Source organism: Natrinema hispanicum, from assembly GCF_004217335.1.
Taxonomy (GTDB): Archaea; Halobacteriota; Halobacteria; order Halobacteriales; family Natrialbaceae; genus Natrinema; species Natrinema hispanicum.
Window position 1 is genome coordinate 907,497 of record NZ_SHMP01000003.1, and the last position, 25,539, is coordinate 933,035.

Annotated in this window: 23 protein-coding genes and 3 tRNA genes; 12 read left to right on the top strand and 14 right to left on the bottom strand. The window is 61.6% G+C overall.

Annotation, left to right across the window (positions count from 1 at the left end):
- The first annotated feature begins 32 nt into the window (after window positions 1-32).
- Window positions 33-368 carry a hypothetical protein gene (locus BDK88_RS05315; RefSeq protein ID WP_130499483.1) on the top strand — a complete coding sequence of 112 codons (336 nt, stop codon included), beginning with the start codon at window positions 33-35 and terminating at the stop codon, window positions 366-368.
- A 96-nt stretch (window positions 369-464) separates the two neighbouring features.
- Window positions 465-1,358 (top strand): transcription initiation factor IIB, encoded by an 894-nt coding sequence (locus tag BDK88_RS05320; protein WP_130499484.1) that lies wholly within the window; start codon window positions 465-467, stop codon window positions 1,356-1,358.
- Between the two features lie 36 nt (window positions 1,359-1,394).
- Here the strand turns inward: BDK88_RS05320 and BDK88_RS05325 are convergent, their stop codons facing one another.
- Together BDK88_RS05325 and BDK88_RS05330 are read right to left on the bottom strand one after the other, a co-directional pair.
- Entirely contained in the window at window positions 1,395-3,497 is a 2,103-nt protein-coding gene (locus BDK88_RS05325) for a minichromosome maintenance protein MCM (protein WP_130499485.1), read from the bottom strand.
- Window positions 3,498-4,056: 559 nt separating this feature from the next.
- Window positions 4,057-4,129, bottom strand: a tRNA-Pro gene (locus tag BDK88_RS05330).
- A gap of 156 nt (window positions 4,130-4,285) precedes the next feature.
- Between BDK88_RS05330 and BDK88_RS05335 the strand changes: the two genes are divergently transcribed.
- Window positions 4,286-4,540, top strand: coding sequence for a pro-sigmaK processing inhibitor BofA family protein (locus BDK88_RS05335; RefSeq protein ID WP_130499486.1), 255 nt, complete (start codon window positions 4,286-4,288; stop codon window positions 4,538-4,540).
- A 227-nt stretch (window positions 4,541-4,767) separates the two neighbouring features.
- Here BDK88_RS05335 and BDK88_RS05340 read toward each other — a convergent pair whose 3' ends face one another.
- Complete coding sequence (locus BDK88_RS05340) at window positions 4,768-6,834, bottom strand: DEAD/DEAH box helicase (protein ID WP_130499487.1); 2,067 nt, start codon at window positions 6,832-6,834, stop codon at window positions 4,768-4,770.
- Window positions 6,835-7,072: 238 nt separating this feature from the next.
- On the opposite strand from BDK88_RS05340, the gene BDK88_RS05345 reads away from it, so the two are divergent.
- Entirely contained in the window at window positions 7,073-9,478 is a 2,406-nt protein-coding gene (locus BDK88_RS05345; RefSeq protein WP_130499488.1) for a methyl-accepting chemotaxis protein, read from the top strand.
- A 195-nt stretch (window positions 9,479-9,673) separates the two neighbouring features.
- Here BDK88_RS05345 and BDK88_RS05350 read toward each other — a convergent pair whose 3' ends face one another.
- From BDK88_RS05350 to BDK88_RS05380, 7 genes are all read right to left on the bottom strand, one after another.
- A complete protein-coding gene (locus BDK88_RS05350; RefSeq protein WP_130499489.1) occupies window positions 9,674-10,039 on the bottom strand; it encodes a cupin domain-containing protein in 366 nt (121 codons plus the stop codon).
- 327 nt (window positions 10,040-10,366) lie between these two features.
- On the bottom strand, window positions 10,367-10,561 hold the full coding sequence (locus tag BDK88_RS05355) for a cold-shock protein (RefSeq protein ID WP_005554588.1): 195 nt from the start codon (window positions 10,559-10,561) through the stop codon (window positions 10,367-10,369).
- 179 nt (window positions 10,562-10,740) lie between these two features.
- Window positions 10,741-10,959 carry a hypothetical protein gene (locus BDK88_RS05360; RefSeq protein ID WP_130499490.1) on the bottom strand — a complete coding sequence of 73 codons (219 nt, stop codon included), beginning with the start codon at window positions 10,957-10,959 and terminating at the stop codon, window positions 10,741-10,743.
- Between the two features lie 93 nt (window positions 10,960-11,052).
- Complete coding sequence (locus tag BDK88_RS05365; protein ID WP_130499491.1) at window positions 11,053-11,754, bottom strand: carbonic anhydrase; 702 nt, start codon at window positions 11,752-11,754, stop codon at window positions 11,053-11,055.
- A 410-nt stretch (window positions 11,755-12,164) separates the two neighbouring features.
- Window positions 12,165-12,932, bottom strand: a complete 768-nt coding sequence (locus BDK88_RS05370; RefSeq protein WP_130499492.1) for an ABC transporter permease — start codon at window positions 12,930-12,932, stop codon at window positions 12,165-12,167.
- 144 nt (window positions 12,933-13,076) lie between these two features.
- Window positions 13,077-14,096, bottom strand: coding sequence for an ABC transporter ATP-binding protein (locus BDK88_RS05375; RefSeq protein WP_130499493.1), 1,020 nt, complete (start codon window positions 14,094-14,096; stop codon window positions 13,077-13,079).
- A 113-nt stretch (window positions 14,097-14,209) separates the two neighbouring features.
- A complete protein-coding gene (locus tag BDK88_RS05380) occupies window positions 14,210-15,385 on the bottom strand; it encodes a CBS domain-containing protein (protein ID WP_130499494.1) in 1,176 nt (391 codons plus the stop codon).
- A gap of 250 nt (window positions 15,386-15,635) precedes the next feature.
- Here BDK88_RS05380 and BDK88_RS05385 point away from each other — a divergent pair, with 250 nt between their 5' ends.
- From BDK88_RS05385 to BDK88_RS05395, 3 genes are all read left to right on the top strand, one after another.
- Window positions 15,636-15,881 (top strand): helix-turn-helix domain-containing protein, encoded by a 246-nt coding sequence (locus BDK88_RS05385; protein WP_130499810.1) that lies wholly within the window; start codon window positions 15,636-15,638, stop codon window positions 15,879-15,881.
- A gap of 352 nt (window positions 15,882-16,233) precedes the next feature.
- Window positions 16,234-16,764: a 50S ribosomal protein L16 gene (locus BDK88_RS05390; protein WP_008008667.1), complete on the top strand. Its 531-nt coding sequence runs from the start codon at window positions 16,234-16,236 to the stop codon at window positions 16,762-16,764.
- A gap of 364 nt (window positions 16,765-17,128) precedes the next feature.
- Window positions 17,129-18,001, top strand: coding sequence for an ATP-grasp domain-containing protein (locus BDK88_RS05395; protein WP_130499495.1), 873 nt, complete (start codon window positions 17,129-17,131; stop codon window positions 17,999-18,001).
- 34 nt (window positions 18,002-18,035) lie between these two features.
- Here the strand turns inward: BDK88_RS05395 and BDK88_RS05400 are convergent, their stop codons facing one another.
- Together BDK88_RS05400 and BDK88_RS05405 are read right to left on the bottom strand one after the other, a co-directional pair.
- Window positions 18,036-18,437, bottom strand: coding sequence for an Hsp20/alpha crystallin family protein (locus BDK88_RS05400; protein ID WP_008008669.1), 402 nt, complete (start codon window positions 18,435-18,437; stop codon window positions 18,036-18,038).
- Window positions 18,438-18,517: 80 nt separating this feature from the next.
- Window positions 18,518-19,531, bottom strand: a complete 1,014-nt coding sequence (locus BDK88_RS05405) for a type II glyceraldehyde-3-phosphate dehydrogenase (RefSeq protein ID WP_130499496.1) — start codon at window positions 19,529-19,531, stop codon at window positions 18,518-18,520.
- Window positions 19,532-19,791: 260 nt separating this feature from the next.
- Between BDK88_RS05405 and BDK88_RS05410 the strand changes: the two genes are divergently transcribed.
- The 3 genes from BDK88_RS05410 to BDK88_RS05420 all read left to right on the top strand — a co-directional run bounded on the left by BDK88_RS05410 (window position 19,792) and on the right by BDK88_RS05420 (window position 22,583).
- The gene (locus BDK88_RS05410) at window positions 19,792-20,748 is read left to right on the top strand and encodes an aminopeptidase (RefSeq protein WP_130499497.1); all 957 of its coding nucleotides are present in this window, start codon (window positions 19,792-19,794) and stop codon (window positions 20,746-20,748) included.
- Between the two features lie 126 nt (window positions 20,749-20,874).
- On the top strand, window positions 20,875-21,528 hold the full coding sequence (locus tag BDK88_RS05415) for an HVO_0476 family zinc finger protein (protein WP_130499498.1): 654 nt from the start codon (window positions 20,875-20,877) through the stop codon (window positions 21,526-21,528).
- A gap of 284 nt (window positions 21,529-21,812) precedes the next feature.
- Window positions 21,813-22,583, top strand: a complete 771-nt coding sequence (locus BDK88_RS05420; protein ID WP_130499499.1) for a protein-L-isoaspartate O-methyltransferase family protein — start codon at window positions 21,813-21,815, stop codon at window positions 22,581-22,583.
- Between the two features lie 217 nt (window positions 22,584-22,800).
- On the opposite strand, the gene BDK88_RS05425 is transcribed toward BDK88_RS05420, so the two are convergent.
- Both BDK88_RS05425 and BDK88_RS05430 read right to left on the bottom strand, forming a co-directional pair.
- Window positions 22,801-22,873, bottom strand: a tRNA-Asp gene (locus BDK88_RS05425).
- A 470-nt stretch (window positions 22,874-23,343) separates the two neighbouring features.
- Window positions 23,344-23,416 (bottom strand) — tRNA-Asp (locus BDK88_RS05430).
- A gap of 314 nt (window positions 23,417-23,730) precedes the next feature.
- On the opposite strand from BDK88_RS05430, the gene BDK88_RS05435 reads away from it, so the two are divergent.
- Together BDK88_RS05435 and BDK88_RS05440 are read left to right on the top strand one after the other, a co-directional pair.
- Complete coding sequence (locus BDK88_RS05435) at window positions 23,731-23,958, top strand: DNA-directed RNA polymerase subunit H (RefSeq protein ID WP_008008677.1); 228 nt, start codon at window positions 23,731-23,733, stop codon at window positions 23,956-23,958.
- Window positions 23,959-25,539: a DNA-directed RNA polymerase subunit B'' gene (locus BDK88_RS05440; RefSeq protein ID WP_092933228.1), complete on the top strand. Its 1,581-nt coding sequence runs from the start codon at window positions 23,959-23,961 to the stop codon at window positions 25,537-25,539. It abuts the gene before it with no gap.

Consider the following 25,539-nt stretch of genomic DNA (forward strand, 5'->3'; position numbering starts at 1 on the left):
TTTCTCGCTCCCTGTGGACGTCCTATCGAGCCATGTCCGCCGAACAGGACGACTCCGTCTCCCCCGCTGACGATCGACACCAAGCGATCATCGTCGACGACGCGCTCGAATCGACCGCCCCGCGTGATCGGTCGATCGCCGATTCGACACACCACCCGGCGTTGCGTTCCGCTCGGATCGAACGGATACGGCTCTCCGCTCGCATCGCCGCACTCGAGCGGGCACTCGAGACAAGCGAGCGACGCCGACAGGCGATCGTCGACCAGTACGAACGATTGTTGGCCGAGCGGACGGATACGACGGGCCCCTCTCCCTGCGAATCTCCATCGCAGTCACAGTCCGTACTAACGTGGCTTTTCGATCGGTAGCTCTCCCCTGACTGTCGTTTCACTTACCTCGTTCGTTCCATTCTCCAATAATTTAAATACTATTAGGGACCAACTGGATAGAAGGGGAAATAACCAATGGCAGATGCCGATACAGCACCGGACTGCCCCGAATGTGACGGCAGATTACGGAAGCAGGGCACGGAAATCGTCTGTGAGGAGTGTGGACTCGTCTCCGCGGAAGACGAGATCGATCGCGGCCCGGAGTGGCGGTCGTTCGAGGACGATGATTCCGATCCGAGACGAACCGGGGCACCACTGACTCGGTCGCGCCACGACCGTGGACTTTCGACGGAGATCGGATATGGCTCGCATGCAGGCACCAGCTCTCGTCTGACCGGCCGGAAACGGCGACAGATCGCTCGTCTTCGCCGCGAACACAACCGCGCACGGATCTCGTCGAAAGCCGAGCGAAATCAGGTGTACGGCTTTGCGGAAATCAGGCGGCTCACTGCCTTGCTCTCGCTGCCAGAGTCCGTCAGAGAGCAGTCCTGTGCGCTGTTCGAATCCGCCCAGTCCGAGGGGCTCTTTCAAGGGCGTTCGCTCGAAGGATTTGCCGCCGCTGCGATCTATGCCACCTGTCGGACGCGTTCGATCGCTCGCACGACCGACGAAATCACTGCCGTCGCACGCGCCGACGATGCCGAACTCTCGGCTGCCTACGATGCGATGAACCGCGAGCTGGGGCTGCGGACGGGGCCGATCGACCCTGCACAGTATCTCCCACGCTTCGCTTCTGAACTCGAGCTCGGAACCGCCGTCGAGCGTCGCGCGCGAGAACACGTCGAGGCCCTACTCGAGGCGGGCCTGATCGGCGGTCGCAATCCCGGCGGCGTCGCTGCGGCCTGTCTCTACAAGGCGGCCGGAGAACGCGAGTCGTGGCCGTCGATCACACAGGCCGCCGCTGCCGAGGTCGCCGACGTCGCAGCAGTGACGATCCGGGCGACCGTTACAAATATCGACGAGCTCTGACGGCGGTTCGCTCAAAACGTCGCGGGACGACGCCGGTTACGTCGTCCGAAGCGTATCCGTACTCGGCTCGTAGACCTCGCCTTTCTGTTTGAGCTTGTCGATCTCGTGTTCGGCTTTCGACTGGTCCATGCCGACCTCTTCGGCGCGTTCGAGGACGATATCGACCGGCGCGCCGTCGTCGTACTCCTCTTCGATGTCGCTGATGAGTCCTTTGAGGTTCTTGATTCGGTCGCGTTGGGATTTCGAGGTGCCAGCCTCGACGATGTCCGCGTCGAACTCGCCGGTTTCGGGATCGACGCCGATGTCCTGGAGACAGGAGCGAACGATCTCGACGGACTGTTCGGCATCACTTTGCTCGACCGTGTCCGAGAGGCGAACACGAGCGCTTGCCTCCGCCAGTCGAACCAGCGCCTCGAGTTTCCGTGCCGTGACGGGGACGGCAGCGTCCTCGTCGGTCCCCTTCGACCGCAGATCGACGTAGAAGTCCCGAATCGTTGCTTGGGCCTCGTCGGTCATCCGCGGATGACAGTTCTGCTTGGCGTAGGCGATATATTTGCGCAGGAGTTCGGCGTCGATCTCGGGATCGACCTGTTCGGTCACTTCGTCGATCTCGTCGTCGCTGACCTCGAGGGAAGTCATCTCTTCTTGTTGTGTGGTCAACTCCCCTGCGTAATTGGTCGTCAAGATGTGTTCCGCGAGATTCCGGTCTTTCTCTTCGTCGGGCTGGTCGGTGACCGTGAAAATCAGATCGAACCGCGAGATGAGCGCCGGCTCGAGATCGATCTGCTCGCCGATCGGTTCGTACTGATCGAAGCGGCCGTACTTGGGGTTTGCCGCACCGAGCAGCGAACAGCGGGATTTGAGCGTCGCGTTGATACCGGCTTTCGAGACGGATATCTTCTGCTGTTCTAAGGCCTCGTGCATGGCACTCCGATCTTCCGAGCGCATCTTATCGAGCTCGTCGACCGCTGCGATTCCCTGATCGGCGAGGACGAGCGCGCCGGCCTCGAGCGTCCACTGCTGGCCGTCCCCGAAGTCGTCGCGGACGGCGGCGGCTGTGAGACCAGCCGAAGACGACCCCTTGCCGGAGGTGTAGACCGAGCGGGGTGCGATGTTCTGGATGTAGCCCAGCATCTGCGATTTCCCAGTCCCCGGATCACCGATCAGCAGCATGTGCAGGTCGCCTCGAATCCGCGACCCCTCGGGCAACTGCTTGGTCACGCCCGAGAACAACTGGAGAATCATCGCGAGTTTCTCCTGTTCGTAGCCATAGATGGAGGGCGCAATGGAGGCGATCATCTGCTCGTAGACATCGTCGTCGTTGGAGATCTCGTAGATTGCCTTCTTGTCCTCGTCGGTGATGTCCATGTCCTCGAACTGCTCTTCGTCGATGTCGACGGACATCCCCTCCATGTAGAAGTCGAAGACGGGCGATTTGTCCTGGTTGTCGCCCTGTTGCTCGAGGCGGAGGACGCCGGTCGCGGAGACGTGGTCGCCGGGGGTGACCTCGCCGGTGATGTCGTCTTCGATGTGGACGTCGAGCGACTGGGGGGTTTCGCCGCCGCGCAGTCCCTCGGGGCTTTCTTGGATGCGCAGTTTTTGGGAGTCGACGAACTCGGACTGGTCGAAGTTGATGCGGAAGGGGCCCTGTCGTTCACAGCCCTGACATTCGTGGGGTTCCTGGAAGTCGCCGCTGGATTGCGGGACACGTGTGAGGGTGCCACAGAGCTGGCACTCGAAGGCTGCTTCCTCGATTTTGGGACGGACGTCGGTGGCTTTGCGGACGATTCCGTGGACCTGCACGAGGGAGTTCATATCCGGCGCGCGAATCTCCCGGATCTCGGGGGACTCCGTCTCGGGGAGATTGCGAATCCGGACGTGTGCCTGTCCGAGACTGACGTCGATCGGGAGATCGTACAGTCGCAGCGCTTCCTCGGCGTAACGCTGGAGCTGTTCGGGCTGGGCGATGAAGTCGTCCGCGAGGTCGGGCTCGAACCGGTAGAGATCCTGCCAGTCGACGTGCAGCGACCGCTGCTCGTTGGGATAGCGTTGGGCAAGCTGCTTGATCTCGTTGTCGTAGTAGTTGCGGAAGAACTGCTCGAAGGAGTCGACGAGTTCTGAGTTGCCCGCTTGCGCCATTGCACCGTCCTAGGGCTGCCATCGGGTATAAATGGTCGTAAACGAGGATGAAACTGAACGGCTCGAGACGTCGATCGCTGCGAGCGGTCGGCGAGCCGCTATCGTACGCAGACGGGCACGACGGAGCACACGACGATGTGTTCGGAGCTTGGCACCCGCGACTGGAAGCACTGCTGACAAAACGAGTATATTGCCGTCAATAGCCGCCGTCGTCCGACAGGGCTGTACTATTGCTTCCACGGAAGGCTTCATTGGTTGATCCCGACTACATAGAATCGAGGTGATCCCAACGAATAGCAAGATGATCCGTACACCACTCGATCCTCACTGTGGTCAGTCTAATCGTACTCCGTGTGGATCCTGTTGACTGTTTCCACAGAACACCTCACCCCCCGAACTCATAGTTTCGTTCTCTGCCTTCGGTTTCGATGTCACCCGCTAGTCAGTACTACTGCTCATCATACCGATCACAGTAGCCGCCACTTACTGAGTTGTGCTGTGAAAACGCTGTCTGAACATCCCAGAGTCACCGCTGGCGGTCTTGTTCACAGCAGAAATATGGGATCGCCCGGATTTGAACCGGGGTCACGGGCACCCAAGGCCCGAAGTATACCAAGCTAACCCACGATCCCGTACATCTCGATATCGCCCCCATTGCATAAAGCGTTTCGTTATCCTGCTGCCCGTCGTCGTATGGACCGCCACGCTCGAGACGGCCACTCTTCTCCCTCGAGACAGTCATCGGGAACCGACAGAACGGTTTTGCCCGATGCCGTGATAGCGCTCCTATGACCGGACTCGAGTTGCTGGTTTTAATTCTCGTCCTGGTGCTCGTTCTCGGGGCGGCACAGCTCATTGCGGTTGCCAGGCCTTTCATTATCAACGCGGTGGGCGGGCTCGTCGTGTTGTACCTCGCCCAGGTCGGCTTCGGCGTCACGGTGGCGGTGTCGCCGCTGACGATCCTGATCGTCGCAATCGGCGGTGTGCCGGGCTCGGTGCTCGTACTTGCGCTATCGCTGTTCGGAATCGCGTTCGTTCCGTGACCGACGAGTCAGCTGGCCTGCTGTCCCGAGTAACCGGTGTCCCCGTAGACGGGTCGCGGCCGGCCGGTACTGACTGATAGTAATCCGTTGGGTCCATGGTGACAGCGTCGGGGTAGCCCCGTGCTGGCTGTCGATCGTGCGCTCGTCTCCCGTATGTTCTGGCCGCCAAAGCGGGCATAAAAACGATCGTGGCTGGACTCGGCGCGTACCGCCTGCGACTGGCGCGATCAGCGATCCTCGTCGCGCAGTTCGATGTCCGCGACGAGTTCGTAGGGGTGGGCGTCCTTCCGAATGCCATCGATGAGCGTAAACGCCTCGCCGGGCTCTAAGAAGTGTTCCGTGACGACACGCCCGAGCGGCGTGGGTTCGAAGCCGTCGATGAACTCGTACTCCAGGAGTTTGCCGATAGCGTGTTTCGTCGGTACGTCGCCGATCATGCGGTCGTTGAGCGCCTTCGCGGCCTTGCCGCCGACGGTGACGTTCGCCAGCGTTTCCTCGACCGCGGCGGCCTCGTCGTAGTGGGTCATCACCGACTCCATCTCGCCTTTGAGGAGTTTGAAGGCGACTTCGTCCTCGGACATCTCCATCGAATTGTGGTATGCGCAGTCGGGTTCGACGAGGACGTATACGGTCCCTTCATCGTGATAGTCAGGTCGGCCCGCGCGGCCGAGCATCTGGTGGAATTCTTGCACCGAGAGCCACTCGATACCCATCGCCAGCGAGTCGAAGATCACCTGCGAGGCCGGGAAGTCGACACCTGCAGCGAGTGCGGCAGTCGTCACGACTGCGGCGAGTTCCTGCTCGCCGAACTTGCGTTCGACCTCCTTGCGGCGCTTGTAATCTAAGCCGGCGTGATAGGGCGCGGCTGAGTACTCGAGTTTCCGCGAAATCTCGTGACAGCGTCGCCTCGAGTTGGTAAAGATGATCGTCTGCCCGCGATACCCCTTCGAGGACTCGGTGTCGAACGCGCGTTTGACAAGTTTGTTTTCGACCCGGACTTTCTCTTGACCGTCGGCGAACGTGACGTGACGTTCGATCGGCACCGGCCGCTCCTCGAATTCGATGAGTGTCGACTCGAGTGCGCCCGCGAGCTGTTCTGGGTTGCCGACGGTCGCCGAGAGGTAGATCCATTGTGCACCCTGATACTCGTCGCGGCGTTCGGCTCGCTGTTCGCAGGTGTACTTGAGCCGCGAGATGAGGCCGTCCAGCCGGTGGCCTCGCTCCTCCTCTTTGAGGGTGTGGACCTCGTCGATGACGACGGTCCCGATGTCACCCATGTCTTTGCCCGTTCGCAGTGCGTGGTCGATCCCCTCGTAGGTGCCGACGATGACGTCGGCATTGGGGTCGAACTGGTTGCCGTTGTCGGCGATCCGGCTCGCGCCCACGCGGATAGAGACATCGACAAGGTGGCCGTATTCGTCCTGGAAGTCCTCGTACTTCTGATTGGCCAGGGCCACCAGCGGCACGAGAAAGAGCATCGTTCCCTTGCCGTTTAAGACGCGGTTGATGCCGGCCATCTCCCCAACCAGCGTCTTCCCGGTCGCCGTCGCCGAGACGACCATCTGGTCGTCGCCGTCGAACAGCCCGTTTTCGACCGCGAGGCTCTGGACCGGCAGCAGGGTCTCGAACCGGTCCTCGAGCAAGCCCTGCAAGCCGGGATGCAGGTTCAGCGAATCGACCCGGACGGGGTCGACCTCGTCGGTCGTCGCCGAGATGGTATCGAATTTCGTCAGATCGGGATCGAGCCGTCCCTTGAGCAGGTTGACGATCCGTTCTAAGTCCTGCACCTCGAGCATGAGGTCCTCGAGACGCTCTTTGGCCGCGCCGGTGACCGCGCCGCTGCCCGAAAAGGAGAGCTGGCGCTCGAGTTCCTGGCGGGCACAGTCCCGACAGATCCAGTCGTTGTCGTCTTTGATGGCTGTCTCGGTCGTGATCGGCGAGTACTGGCCCGCGGAGGCACAGTAGCGACAGGTCCGGACGGTCTTGGCTTTGTCCTCGAGCTGGTAGCCCGCGAGCATCTCGGTGAGTTCACGCCGTCCCTCGGGTGAGGTTTGCTCGGAGATGCGGATGCGTTTGGCTCGACGGGCGAGTTCGATGAACTCGTCGGGCTGACGGGGCTCTTCGCTCGAGCCGTCTTTGAGCCGGAACTTCGCGGGGCGGGGACCGGCAGAGGTTTCCGAAAGTCCGAGTTTCGCTCTGAACAGCCGTTTGCCGTCACGTTCGACGACGATCAGGTAGTCGTCGCCGGTTTCGTGACAGAAGATCGTATCGACCTGCTGGACCTGCTTCGACACGGCCACGAGTAGGGCGTGGCGGTATTTCAGCGGTTCGGACTGACTCGACCGGTCCGGAGCTATGCTGTCGGCCCCGCCGAATGGCGAGCCCGGTTCCGTCTCGGTTGTCGGCCGGCGGAAATCGCTTTCCACTCTCGAACGCCGACTACGGCTACTGTATATGACCCACGAGTGATCTATAGCACTACATATAACTCTTAGCGAGTTACATACCGGGTGCGTCGAGTCCCATCATCATATGGGTTTGAATCCGTGGGAGCACATCCCGGTCGTTCGCCGCCGTTATGCGCTTCGCTTTCTCGCTGCACTCGCAGTTATCCTCCTCATCGTGGGTGCGTTCGGTGGCACTATCTATGCACAGACTGGTGACGAACTCGAGTCGGATGTCGAGTCACAACTCGTCACCAGCGCCGAAACGGATGCCGACCGAATCGACATCTGGTTTCGATCGACCGAGCGCTATCTAAGCTCGCTGCCCCGCTCGTCGGCGTTTCGCAGCGATGACCGAGTGGCGATCAGCGACTCGTTACACCGGATGAACGATCGCACTGCGTTCGAAGGCGCGTACTACGTCGATGCCGAGACGGGTGCCATCCACGCGAACGCAGGCACGAACGCGGTCATCACTGACGACGGCCGCGTTACTGAGGCGGTCGACGCCCAGCTTTCGACCGTGCTGAAAGACGACTCGCAGGTCGTCTTCTCCGAGGCGTTCGAAACCGAGGCTGGCCGGCCGGCGATGCTCGCCGTCAGCGACGTCCCCGGCGAGTCAGACCACGTCGTCGTCGGGCTCGTCGACCTCGAGTCACTGTCCCGGTACATGATCGGGGCCGACGACCACGACGACGTGGTTGTCGTCGACCGCACGGGGACGATCGTCCTCGCCGAGGAACGATCGCTGCTGTTGCAAGACGACGTACTCGAACGTGAAACTGTTTCGAACGGCACGGGAACGACGTCGATCGACGCCGGGTCAGCGGACAGCGAGACCGTCGTCGGCTACGCCCCACTCGAGCACGACGGGTGGACGTTGACGACCCGCGTTCCAGCGGCCGATGCCTACGCGCTCCAGTCGACGATTTCCAACTGGCTCCTCGCGATGCTCGCGGTTACCTTCGGGGGCATGCTCGTACTCGGTGCGACGGTCGGCCGGAACACGGCTCGCTCGCTGCGCGATCTCTCGGAACGGGCCGCGGCCATCGAGGATGGGAACCTCGACGACCCGCTCGAGTCGACCCGCTCGGACGAACTCGGCGAGTTGCATCGATCGATCGATCAGATGCGCCAGTCGCTGCGCGATCGACTCGAGGAGACCGAGGCCGCCCGGGCCGAGGCCGAACGGGAACGCTCGGAATCCGAGCGCTTCTCCCGGAAACTCGAGCAAACGGCTGACGAGTACGGGACGACGATGCGTGCCTGTGCCGACGGCGACCTGACGCGACGCCTCGATCTCGACGCCGACAGCGAGGCGATGGCGACGGTCGCGGCGGCGTTCAACGACATGATGGACGATCTCGAGGCGACGGTGGCCGCGACGCGGGCCTTTGCCGACGCGGTCGACGAGGCCGCCAACTCGACGGCCGACGGCGTCGTGGAGGTCCGGTCGGCCTCCGAACAGGTGACGACCTCGGTCCAGCAGATCGCCGACGGTGCCGAGCGCCAGAGCGACCACCTCGCGACGATCAGCGACGAGGTCGACGAGCTCTCGACGACCACCCAGCAGATCGCGGCGACCTCCTCGCAGGTCGCGACGCTGGCCGAGCAGACCGCGACGACGAGTGCCGACGCCCGCGAGTCGGCTCGGCGGGCGATCGCCGGTATGAACGCCATCGAGGACGAGGCGAGCGATGCGGTCGCGGAAGTCGCCCGCCTCGAGGAGGAGATCGCGGCGATCGACGACCTCCTCGAGTTCATTGCCGACGTTACCCAGGAGACGAACATGCTCGCGCTCAACGCCAGCATCGAGGCCGCCCGCTCGAGTTCGGACGACGCCCAGTTTACCGCGGTCGCCGAACAGGTCAAATCCCTCGCCGCGGACACCCAGGAGGCCGCAACCGACATCGAAGCGCGCCTCGAGCAGGTCAGCGAGCAGACCGCCCAGGTCGCAGCCGTCGTCCGACAGACCGACGAGCGGATCGCCGACCATCGCAGCGCAGTCGAGACGACGGTCACCTCGCTCGAGGAGATTTCGGCGTTCGCCGAGGAGACAAACGAGGGCGTCCAGGAGATTTCGGCGGCGACCCAACAGCAGGCTGGCGCGACCCAGGGGATCGTGACGATGACCGACGACGTCACGGCGATCAGCGAGGAAACCAGCGCCGAAGCGGAGACAGTCGCCGCGGCTGCCGAAGAACAGACCTCCTCGCTCGTCGAGGTCTCACACACCGCCACGTCGTTGTCCGAGCAGGCACGGGAACTATCCGACGCGCTGTCGGCGTTCGAGGTCGACGCCGAACTAGCTGGTCCCGACGCGATCGAGTCGGAAACGATGGCTCCGAACGCCGAACTCCCGGCCGCTGACGACTACGTAGTCGACTCGACCGTCCCGGACGACGCGTCGACCGACGTCGATGGAGACACCGCTGCTGTCGACGAGGACGAACCGGCATCTCCGTCTCGAGAATTCGACTGGACGAGTCCATAATAGCCGCGTCGAAGCGTCGTTCGTCTCTCGGCTCCGATTTCGATCGCAGCCATCGGCTGCGGAGACTGCTGTCTTTCTCGACTCTCGTCGTACTGATCGCCGGCTAGCGGGACACGTCCGGGATGTGCCTATACGAATCAGGCGGCAGTGATTCCCGTCGTCGGCAGCAGGACTGGCGACTGCGGACGAGCAGCGTTACTCGAGCAACTGGATCTCGTCATCGCCGTTCGGAACCGCACAGATGAACGCGCCCGGCTCGTCGCCGTCGTTGCGGTACCAGTGGACCGTCCCAGCGGGGATCAGCAACGAGTCGCCGGCTTCGACCTCGTAGGTTTCGTCGCCGATACCTACCGTGTACGCGCCCGCAAGGACGTACTGTTCGTGTTCGACTTCGTTGGTGTGTTTCGGGACCTCGCCGCCGGCCTCGAGGACGAACCGCCGGATCGCGAAGTTCGGCGCGCCGTGGTCGTCGTTGAGCAGGACGCCTTTTTCGAGGCCGTCGGCTGCGTCGACCGGGTCGTATTCGATCTCGTCGCTCCGTCGCAGGACTGGCTCGGTCATACCTCGAGTCGGTGCCGGAGCCACAAAATCGTCCGGGTCGGCCGCTGGCTGCGCTCTCGCTACAGCAGACGTCGCAGCCTTGCAAAGAGATACCACAGGCCGCCAATGATGCCACACAAGAAGACGAGGTTGAACAGCAAAACGGCGTACTCAGTGGGGCCCATCGTCGTCAGGATCGTCATAGATGACCTGTCGCTGGACGTACCTATTATCGTGTCGATACACTAACCACTAGAAGCTCTCGTGGTGTGCCGTCACCGACGACGGCGCTATCGCTCAGGGGTGTAAAATACTGCAGTCAAGAGTCGATACCGTACGAATTCCGCCTTACAGGCGCTCGACGTTCGTCGCGCGCGGGCCCTTGGGGGCCTGCTCGATGTCGAACTCGAGCTCCTGTCCTTCTTCCAGGTCCGGGCCGCCGATGTCTTCCATGTGGAAGAAAACGTCGTCGTCCGCGTCCTCAGTCTCGATGAATCCGTAGCCGCCAGTGTCGTTGAAGAAATCAACGGTTCCTTTCGCCATTGCTTCTAAAGAGAACGTCCGGGGACTGATAAACCCTCCGAATCGGATCATATTTCGAAATTAGTTTCTGCAGGCCCTCTCGGCCGGGTTTCGACGATTTTCGACCGTTGATACGGACTGCTGTCGGTCAGTGCCGATAGGCCCGCGATCGACCGTTCTGGTATGCCAGGGAACCCGTCTCAGACGTTCTCGCCGTCTTCGAGTCGCTGGACTGAGACCGAGATAAAATACACCAGCATAAACACGAAAAACCCGCCCGCGAGCCCAACGAGTTCGACAGTGCCCACGCCGTCGGGGTCGATAATGGCAACCGCCGCCATCCCCAACACGAATACTGCGATGACGAAGATACCGACGGCGTAGTAGAAGCCGAGATCGGACTCGAGATACTGTCGCATGTGATGTCGTTTCGACGCGATCAGCAAAACGGTACCGACGCTCGGTTCAGGAGAACGCCGAAGGGTGGTGTCGCCGCCCGCTGTGATGCCTGCTTACGCGAGCAGCCGACGAACCGCGTCGGCGTACTCGTCGGGGATCTGCTCGGCGATCACGTCCGTCTCGGTCTCGCCGTCGTAGTTGACGAGATACGTGCGGCCGCCGTCGTCGCCGTAGATTCCCTGGAAGTCGTAGACGAAACCGTAGACGGCGACGTCGTCGGGGACGTCCGCGGCCTCGCGAAGGAACTGGACCTGTGTGTCGACGTTGTACTCGACGAGTTGGTTGATGACCGTCTCGTCGTCAGCGTCGGTGTCGACCTGCCCGCTCTCGATGGCCTCCTCGACGACCGGCACGAGCAGGTCGACCCATTTGTCGACCCCCTGCGGGCCGGGCATGTCGCCACCGGTCGCAACGTTGTAGGCGGCGGTGACGGCCCCACAGCCGGTGTGGCCGACAACGGCTGCGACCTCGGTGCCGGCGTGTGCGATCGGGTACAGCAGCCCGCCGTTGACGATCTGGTCGCCGTCGACTTCGTCCCAGACCTGATTGCCGATGTTGCTGGGTGTAAAGACTGTCCCGGGCTCGTCGGCGTCCCACATATCGACCTGTGGGACACGTGAGTCCGAACAGCAAATCGAGACGACGGCAGGCTGTTGCCCGTCCTGTACGTCGGCGAAGTGGTCGTCGGCGAGGCCGGCGACGTGGCGCTGGTTGCCGGCGAGCAAGTCTTCGAGGACGTCTTGATCCGTGCCCATATGAGACACAGGCGCAATGGTCGTCAAAACGGTTACGTTCCATTCCGTCTCAACTGTCAACCTTTCAATTTGTGACCAGTCTTGAACAGATAGATCTCGATCCCCACGACGACGGTGAGCGCGGCGAGCGACAACAACGGGGCGACCCCTCATAGCTCGCTGGTGCGATCCAAACCAAATCCGAGTCGTCGAGGACGCCATCTCGGACGCTGTCGACGATCAACACCAGGGGGTTCAATGAACCCTGCTGCCAGCTCCCTGGCAGCGTCTCGAGGCAGTAAAACACCGCGCCGAAGCAGACCAGCGTGGCGAGCAGGTAGAGGTGGGTGCTCGACGGAGATTGCTGCGAATAGTGGGAAATTCAGAGCGGGTGTTGTCTACGTATCATGCTCGCAGCGTAGACGATTTTGCTAATCAGTAATTCCAAACCCTCGCTTGAATAATAATAAGTTGATAAAGAGAACGACTACAGTCGCAGCTGTAAGCACGACGAGAGATGTATTCGGGTTGATCTCACTCATTCCCAGCATTCCGTATCGGACTCCGTTGACCATGTAGACCATTGGGTTGAGCAGTGAGGCGGTGTAGGCCAGCCCGTCGAGTTGGTCTAATGAATAGAACACTCCTCCAAAGAACACCAGCGGTCGGAGCAGGAATTGATTCATGACCGTCAGGTGGTCAAAGTCTTCTGCGAACAGCCCACCGATAACTCCAAGCCCGGCAAAGAGGGTCGTCGTTACGACGCCGAAACTAACCAGGTAGAGTGGGTGAGCGAACGGAATTGACGTAAAGAGAAAGCCAACTCCGATTATCAGACCACCAATGATGAAGCCGCGAAGTGCGCTTGCTAGCACGTATCCGGCAACCGTATAACTGTGTGACAGGGGAGATGTTATGACTTCGTGGATGTACTCGTTCCACCTCCCGTGGAAAATGCTGAACGACGCGTTCTCGAAGGCATTCGATATGGCACCCAGTACGACCAGACCGGGCAACACGAACTGGATATAGGTCACATCACTGATCGTCCCGATTCTACTTCCGAGGATCACCCCAAAGACGGAGAAATAGAGCACGTTTGTTATCAATGGGGGGAGGAACGTGTTGTACGGACGTCTAACGAATCGGAGTACTTCGCGTCTGATTAGCGACTGTAGCTGTCTACTGGCAACGCTCATGCTTGATCACCTTTGAAGAAATGTTGAATGTTCTGTGTTTCTTATATACTCGTTCCAGCGACCGTGACAGCTCGAGAACGCTGCGTTCTCGAGGTCGTTCGAACACCTCGCGTCGGAAGGGCACGCGGAAGCCGACTGCGGACATCAGGCAACTCCCTCCTGTTCTCGCTTCGGCGGGGTGTCCGTTTCGCTCGTTTCGGACTCGTCACTGTCGCTTGCGCTCTCGGCCGTCGAGCGGGTCACGGAGCGGTCCTCGCGCTCGGTCAGGTCGACGAAGATCTCCTCGAGCGAGGTCCGGGTGATCTCGAGGTCGGCGATCTCGTAGCCTCGCGCTTCGAGGTCGTTGAGCAAGCGCGGGGCGATCGAGCCGCCGTCGTCGACACGGACCTCGAGTCGATCCCCGGAGAGCGTCGTCTCGTGTGCGTAGGGGCCGAGTTCGGGTGCGCTGGCTGGCGTCGACTCGAGGCCGACGGCGATCGTGTCGGTTCCACGTCCTTTCAGTTCGTCCGGGGTCGCGACGGTCACTTTCCGCCCTTCGTTCATGATCGCGACGCGGTCACAGAGGCGTTCGGCCTCCTCGATGTAGTGGGTGGTCAGCAGGATCGTCGTCCCCTCTTCGTTGAGTTCGGTCACGAGCTCCCAGAGGTCGTGGCGAAGCTGGACGTCGACGCCGGCGGTCGGCTCGTCTAGGATCAGCAGATCGGGGTCGGTAACGAGGGCTCGTGCGAGCAACAGGCGTCGTTTCATCCCGCCGGAGAGCCAGTCGAAACGCTCGTTTCGCTTGTCGTAGATCCCGACGCGTTTGAGCACTTCGTCGGCTCGTTCGGCGGCCTCGTCCGCGGGAACGCCGTGATAGCCGGCTTTGTGCTCCAAGACTTCGCGGATCGGGAAAAACCGGTCGACGTTGAACTCCTGTGGGGCAACCCCGATCGCGTCGCGGGCTTGCTGGTAATCGTCTTCGACGTCGTAGCCGAAAACGCGTGCCTCGCCGCCGGTCTTGCGAACCAGTCCGACCAGCGTATTGATAAAGGTCGTTTTCCCTGCACCGTTCGGACCGAGCAGGCCGAAGAACTCGCCTTCCTCGACAGTCAGCGACAGTTCCTGGAGGGCGCGTAGCTCTCCGTACTCTTTAACGAGATCGACAGTCTCGATGGCCGGTGGCATCGATACAGGGTCGGCTCCGGTTACGGTTAAACCGTTTGTTCGCAGCATTCCCCACTGCAACAGGTATGTTTCCGCCCCTCACGATCGGTGGCGAATCGGTTCGCCCGACGGTCTCAGTTTGCCGTTCGTGGCCGACCAGAGAAGGCGGACGCACCGCTTTGCTGGGCAATATCGAGCGCGGTCATCACGTCGGTTCGCGAGATCAGCCCAACGAGATCGTCGTCTTCGACGACGAGCAGGCGGCCGATATCGTGTTTTTGCATCCGCTCGATGGCCGTCATCGCGTCCGAATCGGGCGTGATCGTCTCTAAATCCGTCGTCATCACGTCCCTGACAGAGTATGCATCGCGCTCGACTGGCGCAACCTCGCGGGCGTCACCCAGCGTCACGAGGCCGACGAGCCGTTCGCCCTCGAGCGATTCGTTCTCGACGACCGGGTACCCCGTATGGCGCTCGGTGAACATCCGCTGGAGTAATTCTGCGACAGTCGTCTCGGGATCGACTGTGTGGAGGTCACTCACTGGCGTCATGATGTCGCTGACGGTGATGTCCTGGAAGGCGGCTTTCATCGTCACCTGCTGGGCCTCACTCGAGGCGGCGATGAACACGAAGAAGGCGACGCCGATGAGGATGATGTTGAACGAGAGGAGGCCGAACAGTCCCATCACGATGGCAAACAGTTTGCCGATACTGGCGGCTTGCTGGGTCGCCCGTGCGTATGGCTGGTTGCGGGCCAGTAGTGCTCGTAGTACTCGGCCGCCATCCATCGGGAACGCGGGCAACATGTTGAAGATCGCGAGTGCGACGTTGAGGATAGCCAGATACCCGAAGACGAATCGCGCACCGCTGAGACTGGCAGGGATCACGGAGAAGAGTGCGTAGGAGCCGACGCCGAGCAGGACGCTGACGATCGGGCCAGCGATCGCGATGGTCAGTTCCTGACGCCAGTTCTCGGGCATCTCCGAGAAAGCAGCGATGCCGCCGAATAGCCAGAGCGTGATCGAGTCGATCGGAAATCCGAACCGCTGGGCGGTCAACGAGTGTCCGAGTTCGTGGAGGATGACGCCGATGAATAGGCCGACCGCCGCAGTCAGCCCGAGGATCCATGGCATCAAGCCAACGCTAATCGCTCCGATATTGATTCCTGCGGTGAGCCCGTCGTTGAGCAATCCCGCGACCTCTTCGATCTGTGACCCGATGAGGTACGCGAACAGCGGGAGCACCAGCAGGAACGTCAGATCTAGCTTGATCGGAATGCCGAACAAGGACCCGATCCGGAAGCTTCTCATACAGTCCCCTTGCGGCGGCGAACCCTTAAACACGCCGTCGAACCGACAGCACAGCCGCTGTCTGCAGCGTGGTGCTCGCACGATCTGGATTCGCTCGAGTCGGATCGAGCCGCCTCCCGTTGTGGTACTGAGCATGACACTTGTGACCATTGTCCTTTGACAAATATAACCACCATAATATGGACTAGCCACTATATACTTTCTACCCCATAGATTTATACACCAGTTCGTGGTTTGTGTTGGTACGATGATGGAACTGACCCACGACACCGCTCACCCGACCGGCATCCCGTCCGAACTCGATTCCGCGCAGGCGAAACTCGTCTACTTCTATCTCGAGGCATCCGAGGGCGCGACCGCGACCGACCTCCACCAGTCGCTGGGGCTGCCGAAACTGGCGATCCTGAGCGTCCTCAACTCGCTTGCGAGTCAGGGACTCGTCGAGCAGACCGACGCCACCTACGTCGCGACCGACTCGACCCGTCGGAACAACTGAGACGACCGGCCAAACCGGTTCATACACCGCTTGCAGGGTGAGATGCATCCGGTGGTCGGTAGTTTCATCGCTTCGTTCTCTCGCTGGCTGCTGACCTGCCCAGCGACATGGTTCGCGGGGTCGCCGGCATTCATACTACTGGACAGAAGTCAATACGAAGCCGGTCGCGAATTTGCGGCCGTCCCCAGGTGACGGCCGCATACGTGCGACCGGCTTCACGTAGTTCTGTCCAGCAGTATCAGAAGGGACGCGACAGCGGACCTACTGTGCGGACAGTCCCGGAACGGCCGACGCGGCGCTTCGAAGCCTTTATCCGCGCGGTGGGCTTCCGTTTTCACAAGTAACCACAACCATGTCAGACAAGCCTGCCTCCATGTACCGGGAGATCAGTAAGCCGGCCTATACGCGCCGCGAATACATCACTGGCATCCCGGGCTCGAAGATCGCACAGCACAAGATGGGCGACACCTCGGCGGACGCCGAAGACTACCCCGTCCAGATCAGCCTCATCACCGAAGAAGAGGTCCAGATCCGCCACGGAAGCCTCGAGGCGTCGCGCCTCTCCGCGAACCGTCATATGCTCAAGAACGCTGGCGAGGGCAACTACACGATGATCCTGCGCAAGTTCCCCCACCACGTCATTCGGGAGAACAAGCAGGCGACGGGTGCGGGTGCAGACCGTGTTTCCGACGGGATGCGCCAGGCATTCGGGAAGATCGTCGGCACCGCAGCCCGCATCGACGCCGGCGAGCGCATCTTCACGATCTGGTGTGACGTCGACGACGCTGACTTCGCCAAGGACGCGCTCCGACGTGCCTACAACAAGATCTCGCCGCCGTGCCGTGTCGTCGTCGAGAAGGGCGAAGAGAAGCTGATCGCCTAGAAACCACCTTTTACACTGCGTTCGTTTCGCGTCGACAGCAGCGTTGCTGCTGCACGACGCGCTGTCACTCGGTAAAAGCTGGACCAAAAGCACTCCTCCCTCCGTTCTCTCGCTCCTGAGCGTCGCTCGTTCGCATCGGTCGTCGGCCCGCTCGCTCACTGACTCACGGCCGTCGGCCGTTCGTCTTTCCGCGGCGCGTAGCGCCACGCTTTCGTTCGCTCGCGGTCAGTATCGGTGAACTGCCTGCCCTCCCCCGAGTCGTGCGTCTCTCGTGGTACTCGAGCCGCACTCCCGGCCACCGGCAGCTCGAGTTCGAGAGTCTCGTCTCGAGCACCTTTTTGCCGATCTACTCCCGAATATGCCTATGATCGACCTCGCAGTCGCCAACGACCAGGAGACGTTCCGGCGGATGCGTGAGCCGCTGGCCGAACGAGGCATACAAGTTCACCACGTGCCCGTGCGCGAGCGTACGGTCGCGCTCGGCGATCCGCCGTGGGAGCCCGACGACTACGACGTCGGCTTCGTCTATCCCGGCCGACTCATGGAAGGGGGAGTTGCTGACGCGTTGCTCGAGATCCCGTGGCTCAACGACCACGAGACCGTGTTGACCTCGCGGAACAAAGCCGAGGTGTTGGCCCGACTCGAGCGAGGCGGGCTCCCGGTTCCTGACTCCGTCTACGTCTCGAACGACGTCTCGGAGACCGAACTGATCGAGGTCTTCGAGCGCTTCGAGCCGCCGGTCGTGGTCAAGCCGAACTCGACGACACGGGGCGTCGGCGTCGCGAAGGCACACGATCTCGATTCGTTTCTGGGAATCTGTGACTACCTCTCGCTGGTCCACGACTATCGGGCAACCGGCGACCAGTCGTTTCTGGTGCAGGAATATCTGCCCGACGCGACCGACTACCGCGTGATGGTCCTCGAGGGCGAGTGCGTCGGCGCGGTCGAGCGCCGGCTACCCGACGAGGCAGTGCGTGAGGGCCAGTGGAAACACAACGTCCACCGCGGCGCGGAGGCAACGGGGGTCGATCTCCCCGAGTCCTGGCGCGAACTCGTCGAATCGGTCGCCGCCGAACTCGCGATTCCGTTTCTGGGCGTCGATCTGCTCGAGACAGGCGATCGGCTGGTCGTCAACGAGACGAACGCCCGGCCGACGATCGACGAGGAAACGAAGTACGACGCGGGGTTTTACGACCGGTTGGCGGCTGCGATTCGCAGCGTTGCTGATCGAGCGTGAAATCGAAATCAAGACTGCGACCGCGACGGCTCAGTTACTCGAGGCTGATATCCGAGGAACTCTCCGCGCGATCGAAGACGACCTCGAGGACGCCGTTGTTGTAGGTTGCGGCGGCGGTGTGTTCGTTGACGCGGGTCGGCAGGGAGACGCGTTCGTCGTACTGGCGGTGTTCGCTTTCGGCGGAGATGGTCAGGGTCTTGCCGTCACACTCGAGGTCGATGTTGTCCTTTTCGACGCCTGGCAGGTCGGCGACGACGCGGATTTCCTCGTCGGTCTCGTGGATGTCGACGTGGGTGTCCATGCCGAAGCCGCTGTCAGGGTCTCGTGCGGAGTCGAAATCCATGTTGGCGTTCGTGCTGTTCATCATTTCGTTCATCATTCGTTCGATCTCGCGAAACAGGTCGTCGAAGGGTTCGTCGCGGTCGTCTCGGCGCATGGGGGAGCCTAGGGTATCGGATGGCAAAAACTTTCTGTCGTTACTATAACTCTGTCCGTTGATTCGAGAGCAAACGGCGTCTATAGTCCGACGCCGAGCGTCTCGTTGGTCCGCTCGATGCTCTCTTCGGCGTCGGCGCTGCCGGTGACGGCACGGATCGCGTCGACGTTCTCGGGGACGACGTCGCTTTCCTGGTGGATTCCCTGGAAGAGATACAGGTCGTTCCCGACCGTCGAAATCGACTCTTCCCAGATGCAGTTCTCCCAGAGGTCGCCGCGGGGCCGACCGGCGTCGAGTGCGTATTCCTTGAGTTTGCCGCTGCCGTCGATGTTCATCCGTTCGGGGATCAGGAACAGCCGCGACTCGTCGGCGAACAGCTCGCGGACGTCGTCGGCGTCGACTTCCTCCTCGAGCGTGACGTTCAGGCTGTGCATGTGCATCTGCGTCGCGGGTACCTTCATCCCGAGCGTGTCGATATCGAGGTCGGGGAAGATGGTCTCGACGTCGGGACCGTGGTGGGAGGGGATCGTAACCGGGTTCGGCAGGATATCGTTGATCGGGCCGCGGTCGGTCTGGCCGGGGTCGCCGCCACGCCGGACCAGCGTCGCGCGGACCTTTTCGACGCCGTAAGCCTCTCGCAGCGGCGAGATGACCCGCGAGAGCCCGGTCGTGTTACAGGAGACGACGCGGACGTGATCGGCGTCGGCGGCGTCGGCGAAGTTCGAGCGTGCGTTGAAACTCACGTCGACGAGGTCGGCGTCCTCGCCACCCTGATAGAGCGCCGGGGTGTCGTATTCTTCGTACAGTTCCTTGTTCTGGGCCCCGATCCCCGACGGCGTGGCGTCGACGACGACGTCGGCCTCGTCGACGAGATCCTCGACTGGCCCTGCGATCTCGAGCCCAGCCTCATCGAACAGGTGTTCGCGCTCCTCGACGGCCGCGTAGAGCGAGAATCCCTTGTCGATCGCTGTTTCGGCCTCGAAGTTCGGACGCGTCTTCGCGACGCCGAGTACCTCCATGTCGGGTTGCTGGCGGACGGCGTCCGCGACGCGTTTGCCGATCGTACCGTAGCCGTTGATGGCGACCTGTAGCATATACCCGGGAGTGGACCACCGAGCGGGATAATCGTTTCGAGGACTCGCGGTCGATTCTTACTCGAATCGAAGTTCTCAATCCCTCTCGAGGGCGATCTCGGGAGCCGTTCACACTGCTCGAGACGCCGCGAGCGCGATCGAGACGGCCTCCCGTCAGTCAGTTCTGGTGGGACCGCGACCGCTCTGTGGTCCCACCGGGACGTGGTAGAGCAGACCGTCTGAGGGCAAGACATATCGGCCCGCTCGCCACACACTCCTCTATGACAGCACTTCACGCCGCGGCGGAGACGGCCGTCCACCAGTGTCTGGGACTCGAGGCGGGAGAGTCGTGTGTGATCATCACTGACGACGAACGGGTTCCGATCGGGGAAGCGCTCTACGACGTCGCAAGCGAGGTCACCGACGATGCCGCGATCGTCCGCTATCCGCCTGGCGAGACCCACGGCAGCGAGCCACCTGAACCGGTGGCGGCGGCGATGGCCGGTGCCGATGTCGTGCTCGCGCCGACGACAAAGAGCCTGAGCCACACCCGCGCTCGAACCAACGCTAACGAGGCCGGGGCGCGGGTTGCGACGCTTCCCGGCATCACGGAGGATGTCTTCACGGCCGGGCTGGACGCCGATTACGACTCGATCGCGGCCCACTGCGAGGCGGTCCGCGAGCAGGTCGCCGGGGCCGACGAGATCCGTGTCACGACCGACGCCGGCACCGACATCACCTTCGGTGTCGGTGACCGCGAGTGGCTCGCCGACACCGGGATCGTCCACGAGCCCGGCGACATGTCGAACCTGCCGGCTGGCGAGGTGTTCATCAGTCCCACGACCGCGGATGGCACGTTCGTCGTCGACGGGACGATGCGTCCCCACGGGTTGCTCGAGGACGGCCACCAGCTCACCTTCGAGGTCGAGGACGGCCTCGTCACCCACATTTCGGACGACGAGATCCGCGAGACGGTCGCGAACGCGGCAGACGAGGTCGGCGACGCCGCCTACAACCTCGCGGAACTGGGCATCGGGACCAACGTTGCTGTCACAGAACTCGTCGGCTCGGTCCTGTTAGACGAGAAAGCCGGCGGTACGGTTCATATCGCGATCGGCGACGATGCGGGCATCGGCGGTGAGACGGACGCGCCGATCCACCTCGACGGCATCATCCGCGAGCCGACTGTCCTCGCCGACGGCGAGCCTGTCGATCTGCCGGTTGCGGACGACGCTTGAGACGGTTTGCTGTCAGAGTTCCTGGCGAACCGCGATCCGTTCGCGAGTTCGTATCGGGGCAACTAGTGACACGGCGGCGACGACGGGTTCAATCGCCTTTTAGGTGCGTAGCATCTAGAATGGCCTATGAGCGATATACCGGATCGGGTTCCGACCCCCTGTCCTTCCTGCTCGCCGGACCTCGAGACGGTCCACGAGGTACTTACGACGGGCGGCGGTACCCTGACCGTTCGTTGCAGCGAGTGTGGTCACGTCCACAAGATCCAGCCAGACACCGAACGCGAGGTCACCCTCGACGTGGTCGTCTCCCAGGGCGGCGAGTCGTTCACGGCGAACGTCACCGCTCCCGAAGACGAGACCGTCGAAGTCGGCGACGAGTTCATCCTCGAGACCGAGGAAGTGCTCTCGACCGTTCGCGTGACGAGCGTCGAACTCGACGGCCAGAAGCGTGTCGAGGAGGCACCCGTCGACGAGATCGAGACCGTCTGGACCCGCGAGGTCGACAACGTGGCGGTCAACGTCACCGTCCACCCACAGGACGGCTCGCGAGACGACAGCCGAAGTATCACGGTCCACGTCCCCGGCGACTACGCGTTCGAGGTCGGCGACGTCGAGAGCTTCGGCGACGACGAGTTCGAGATCGACGCCTTCGTCGTTCGCGATGACGCGTCGGGCTACCAGCGCGACCGCTTCGAGGTGGAGGGCGATACCGCCTTCGCGAAGGACATCAAGCGTGTCTACGCCTACGACGAGCAGAGCAGCGCCTGGTCGGCCTGGTAAGACCAGACCGACGTGAGCCGTGAGGGCTCACGAGCCCCTGAACGCTCTATTCACGTTTGGACAAGGCGGTTCTCGAGCAGCTTTTTGTCCCGTTTCGTCTTCGACAGTGACGAGATCCTCCACGAGCGGGTACCAAGCCTGTTATACCACACGTCGATGCGATGAACTGGCTGGGTAGCTCACGCGAGCGAATCGATCATAGTATGTTCGGTTCGTTGAGATGTATGCGATCCCCGAGGCCGCACAAGCGCGCCATTGATTACTGCCGATCCGATAGCTAGTCTATGGACCTCGCGGTACTGCGAGAGGACATGGTCGACGGCCTCGAGGCCGCGCCAAAGAACGTTCTCACGGACGAAACCGTCTCCGTCGCGATGCGTGACGTTTCTCGCCACGCGTTTCTCGACGATGAACGGACGGCCTACGCGGACCGCGAGCACGAAGCGCTTGGGACCCGTGTTCTCTCGCCCAGCACGGCCGCTCGCTTGCTGCAGGCACTGGCACTCGAGGATGACGAGACGGTGCTGATCGTCGGCGTCGGCGTCGGCTACACGGCCGCCGTCGCAGCCGAAATCGTCGGCGAGACAAACGTCCACGCCGTCGACATCTCCCGTCCGCTGGTCGTCGAAGCGCGCCGAAACCTTGCGGCGGCCGGCTACGATGGCGTTCTCGTCGACTGCCGCGACGGCGCGAACGGTCTCCCCGAGTACGCGCCGTTCGACCGGATTCTCCTCGAGGCGGCCGTCGTCGACCCGCCACGTGCGCTCCGCGAGCAACTCGCCGAGGGCGGGCGGCTGGTCTTCCCGCGTGGCACGCAGCGACAGCGACTTGCGGTCATCTCGGCCGCTGGTGAGCTCGAGCAACTCGATCCGATCACTCTCGAGCCGCTGCTCGTCGAGGGTGAGCAGTCGGGGGCAGTCGAACGAAACCGGATGGCCCGAGAGGACCGCGAACGAGCGCAGCGACGCGCCGAATCACGTCGCGGCTGGGAACAAGACTGGATCGAGTGGGACGAGACACTTGGGGCGCAGTCACGGCGACCTCGAACTCGATAGCACGGCTGTTCGCTCAGGCCGGCAGCTCTCCTCTGTCACGTATCGTTCGTTCGAGTGCGAGAGTGACAACTGAACCTCAGAAGCGAGTCAAAATGAACTGGTACGGGTTAGACTATCCACTAACTGAATTGAAGAAACGCTCGAGGCAGGATTTCTCGACGTCAGGATACTCGCAACACAGCAAGCTGACTACTCGCGATGTTGAATTTCGAGAAAGCGCCCGAGGCGGGATTTGAACCCGCGTCACAACCGTGACAGGGTTGTATGATAGGCCACTACACCACCCGGGCTTGCAATGCTTTCTTTCCCGGTGATAGTATTAAGGGTTGTGTTCTCGACTCGTTCTTCTGCTTTGCTAACATAACGTCAGGCCTCGCCTCGAGTTCGACCGCTGACCATTGTTCAATTATGCTGAGAGTATACACGCCACAATGTCCACCAGAAATTACTGGTAACTGAACACAACTGCGATGGGCAATGCAGTCTGGTCAGAAGCGAACTCGCTTCGCACCCTCCTCGAACGATTGTCACTCCGGATACTGCTCGAGTATGACTGTTTGGCAGACAACAAACCCAGTTGCTCAGGAGTTTGAATTTTGAGAAAGCGCCCGAGGCGGGATTTGAACCAGAGCCAGACGTGCTCGCTCACTCCGTTCGCTGTGCGCGACTGGCAGGATTCGAATCCAGATTCGCCGTTCTTCGATTTCGGATGGTTGCGACACAGCAAAGCTGGTCGCTCACGGAATAGAAATCGAAGAAGCGCCCGAGGCGGGATTTGAACCCGCGTCACGACCGTGACAGGGTCGTATGATGGGCCACTACACCACCCGGGCTTGCAATGCTTTCTTTCCCGGTGATAGTATTAAGGCTTTTCAATCGGATGCCGTATGGTACGGCCCGCCGCGCCATGATTTCGGCCACTCCGACACACATTCATGTCATAAACTCACACGACCCATAAGGAATATAACTGAGAACCGGATACATTCGAGTGTGATCGACGATTCCGGTCTGGTTCGTCTGGCCGGGTAGCCCTGCTTGTGCCTCGAGTTAGTAACGGTTAAATGCCTCCCACCGCTACCTGCCTGTAGTATCTCGTGACAGCCGCTTCTCTCCAGATAGCCGACACGCACACGCACACCCACACATGGTAGACGTAAGCCAACACGAACTGGTTCCGGAGCACACCGTCCTCGAGGAGGACACACTCGAGGAGGTGCTCTCCGAATACAACATCGATCGTACAGACTTACCGAAGATCAAGCGCAACGACCCTGCCCTTCCGGACGAGGCCGAGGTCGGCGACGTGATCAAAATCGTCCGAGACTCACGAACAACCGATCAGGCAGTGGTATACCGACTTGTGGTAGAATAAATGGCAATGGAACTAGATCGCGACGAACGTCGAGAGATCTCGCGCGAATACTTCTCGAAGGAACGGATCGCCGAACACCACTATCGCTCGTTTAACGCCTTCCTCAACCGAGGCATGCAGGAAGTCGTCGACGAGAAGGCGACGATCGACACGGACATCGGCGACAAGGAAGGCGAGGAGCCGGTCCACGTCGAACTGGGCGACGTCCGCGTCGTCACGCCGCGGGTTCGCGAAGCCGACGGGTCCGAAGAACTGCTCTATCCCCAGGAGGCTCGGCTCCGCAACATCACCTACTCCGCGCCGGTGTTCATGGAAATGTCCATCGTCAAAGGCGAGGAGGGCGACCAGCGGGTCGTCGACTCGACGGAAACGAAGATCGGTCGGATGCCGATCATGGTCGGCTCCGAGAAGTGTAACATCGCCGGCTTCTCCGACGAAGAACTCATCGAGATCGGTGAAGACCCCGCCGACCCCGGCGGCTACTTCATCGTCAACGGCTCCGAGCGAGTGCTCATGACCAGCGAGGACCTCGCTCCGAACAAGATCCTTGCCGAGTACGACACCAAATACGGTGACGAGATTCAGGTCGCCAAGACGTTCTCCCAGCGCCGTGGCTACCGCGCCCTGGTGCTGTGTGAGCGGACGCGCGATGGCCTGCTCGAGGTCTCGTTCCCGTCGGTGTCGGGTTCGATCAACTTCGTGACGCTCGTGCGTGCGCTTGGACTGGAATCGGACGAGGAGATCGTCCACAAGGTCTCGAACGACCCCGAGGTCGTCAAGTACATGCTCGAGAATCTGGAGGAAGCGGAGGTCCAGACCGAGGAGGAAGCCATCGAGGCACTGGGCAAGCGCGTTGCCTCCGGGCAGGGCAAAAACTACCAGCTCAAGCGTGCGAACTACGTCATCGACCGATATCTCCTCCCCCATCTCCACGAGGATGGCGTCGAGGAAGAAGACGTCCGCATCAACAAGGCCCACTACCTCTGTCGGATGGCCGAGGCCTGTTTCGAACTCGCACTCGGACGGCGCGAATCCGACGACAAAGACCACTACGCGAACAAGCGCCTGAAGGTCTCCGGCGACCTGATGAAAGACCTGTTCCGGACCGCACTGAACAAGCTGGCACGGGACGTGAAATACCAGCTCGAGCGCGCCAACATGCGGAACCGCCAGCTCTCGGTCAACACGGTCGTTCGCTCGGACGTGCTGACCGAGCGACTCGAGCACCCGATCGCGACGGGGAACTGGGTCGGCGGCCGCTCCGGTGTCTCCCAGCTCGTCGATCGGACTGACTTCATGGGCGTGCTCTCGCACCTTCGACGGCTGCGCAGCCCGCTGTCGCGCTCGCAGCCCCACTTCGAGGCGCGGGACTTACACGCGACCCAGTGGGGTCGCATCGGCCCCTCCGAAACGCCGGAGGGTCCCAACTGTGGGCTGGTGAAGAACTTCGCCCAGTCGATGGAACTCTCTCAGAACGTCGAGGACGAACAGGAGCTCAAACGCGAACTGGCATCGATGGGGGTCGAGGGTATTCCCGGCCTCGAGGGTATCGAACGGACGACTGCAGCAGGGGACGATTAA

Coding starts and splice junctions, on each gene's coding strand:
- BDK88_RS05315 (WP_130499483.1), top strand. CDS start 33: ATGTCCGCCGAACAGGACGACTCCGTCTCCCCCGCTGACGATCGACAC.
- BDK88_RS05320 (WP_130499484.1), top strand. CDS start 465: ATGGCAGATGCCGATACAGCACCGGACTGCCCCGAATGTGACGGCAGA.
- BDK88_RS05325 (WP_130499485.1), bottom strand. CDS start 3,497: ATGGCGCAAGCGGGCAACTCAGAACTCGTCGACTCCTTCGAGCAGTTC.
- BDK88_RS05335 (WP_130499486.1), top strand. CDS start 4,286: ATGACCGGACTCGAGTTGCTGGTTTTAATTCTCGTCCTGGTGCTCGTT.
- BDK88_RS05345 (WP_130499488.1), top strand. CDS start 7,073: ATGGGTTTGAATCCGTGGGAGCACATCCCGGTCGTTCGCCGCCGTTAT.
- BDK88_RS05350 (WP_130499489.1), bottom strand. CDS start 10,039: ATGACCGAGCCAGTCCTGCGACGGAGCGACGAGATCGAATACGACCCG.
- BDK88_RS05355 (WP_005554588.1), bottom strand. CDS start 10,561: ATGGCGAAAGGAACCGTTGATTTCTTCAACGACACTGGCGGCTACGGA.
- BDK88_RS05360 (WP_130499490.1), bottom strand. CDS start 10,959: ATGCGACAGTATCTCGAGTCCGATCTCGGCTTCTACTACGCCGTCGGT.
- BDK88_RS05365 (WP_130499491.1), bottom strand. CDS start 11,754: ATGGGCACGGATCAAGACGTCCTCGAAGACTTGCTCGCCGGCAACCAG.
- BDK88_RS05370 (WP_130499492.1), bottom strand. CDS start 12,932: ATGAGCGTTGCCAGTAGACAGCTACAGTCGCTAATCAGACGCGAAGTA.
- BDK88_RS05375 (WP_130499493.1), bottom strand. CDS start 14,096: ATGCCACCGGCCATCGAGACTGTCGATCTCGTTAAAGAGTACGGAGAG.
- BDK88_RS05380 (WP_130499494.1), bottom strand. CDS start 15,385: ATGAGAAGCTTCCGGATCGGGTCCTTGTTCGGCATTCCGATCAAGCTA.
- BDK88_RS05385 (WP_130499810.1), top strand. CDS start 15,636: ATGGAACTGACCCACGACACCGCTCACCCGACCGGCATCCCGTCCGAA.
- BDK88_RS05390 (WP_008008667.1), top strand. CDS start 16,234: ATGTCAGACAAGCCTGCCTCCATGTACCGGGAGATCAGTAAGCCGGCC.
- BDK88_RS05395 (WP_130499495.1), top strand. CDS start 17,129: ATGATCGACCTCGCAGTCGCCAACGACCAGGAGACGTTCCGGCGGATG.
- BDK88_RS05400 (WP_008008669.1), bottom strand. CDS start 18,437: ATGCGCCGAGACGACCGCGACGAACCCTTCGACGACCTGTTTCGCGAG.
- BDK88_RS05405 (WP_130499496.1), bottom strand. CDS start 19,531: ATGCTACAGGTCGCCATCAACGGCTACGGTACGATCGGCAAACGCGTC.
- BDK88_RS05410 (WP_130499497.1), top strand. CDS start 19,792: ATGACAGCACTTCACGCCGCGGCGGAGACGGCCGTCCACCAGTGTCTG.
- BDK88_RS05415 (WP_130499498.1), top strand. CDS start 20,875: ATGAGCGATATACCGGATCGGGTTCCGACCCCCTGTCCTTCCTGCTCG.
- BDK88_RS05420 (WP_130499499.1), top strand. CDS start 21,813: ATGGACCTCGCGGTACTGCGAGAGGACATGGTCGACGGCCTCGAGGCC.
- BDK88_RS05435 (WP_008008677.1), top strand. CDS start 23,731: ATGGTAGACGTAAGCCAACACGAACTGGTTCCGGAGCACACCGTCCTC.
- BDK88_RS05440 (WP_092933228.1), top strand. CDS start 23,959: ATGGCAATGGAACTAGATCGCGACGAACGTCGAGAGATCTCGCGCGAA.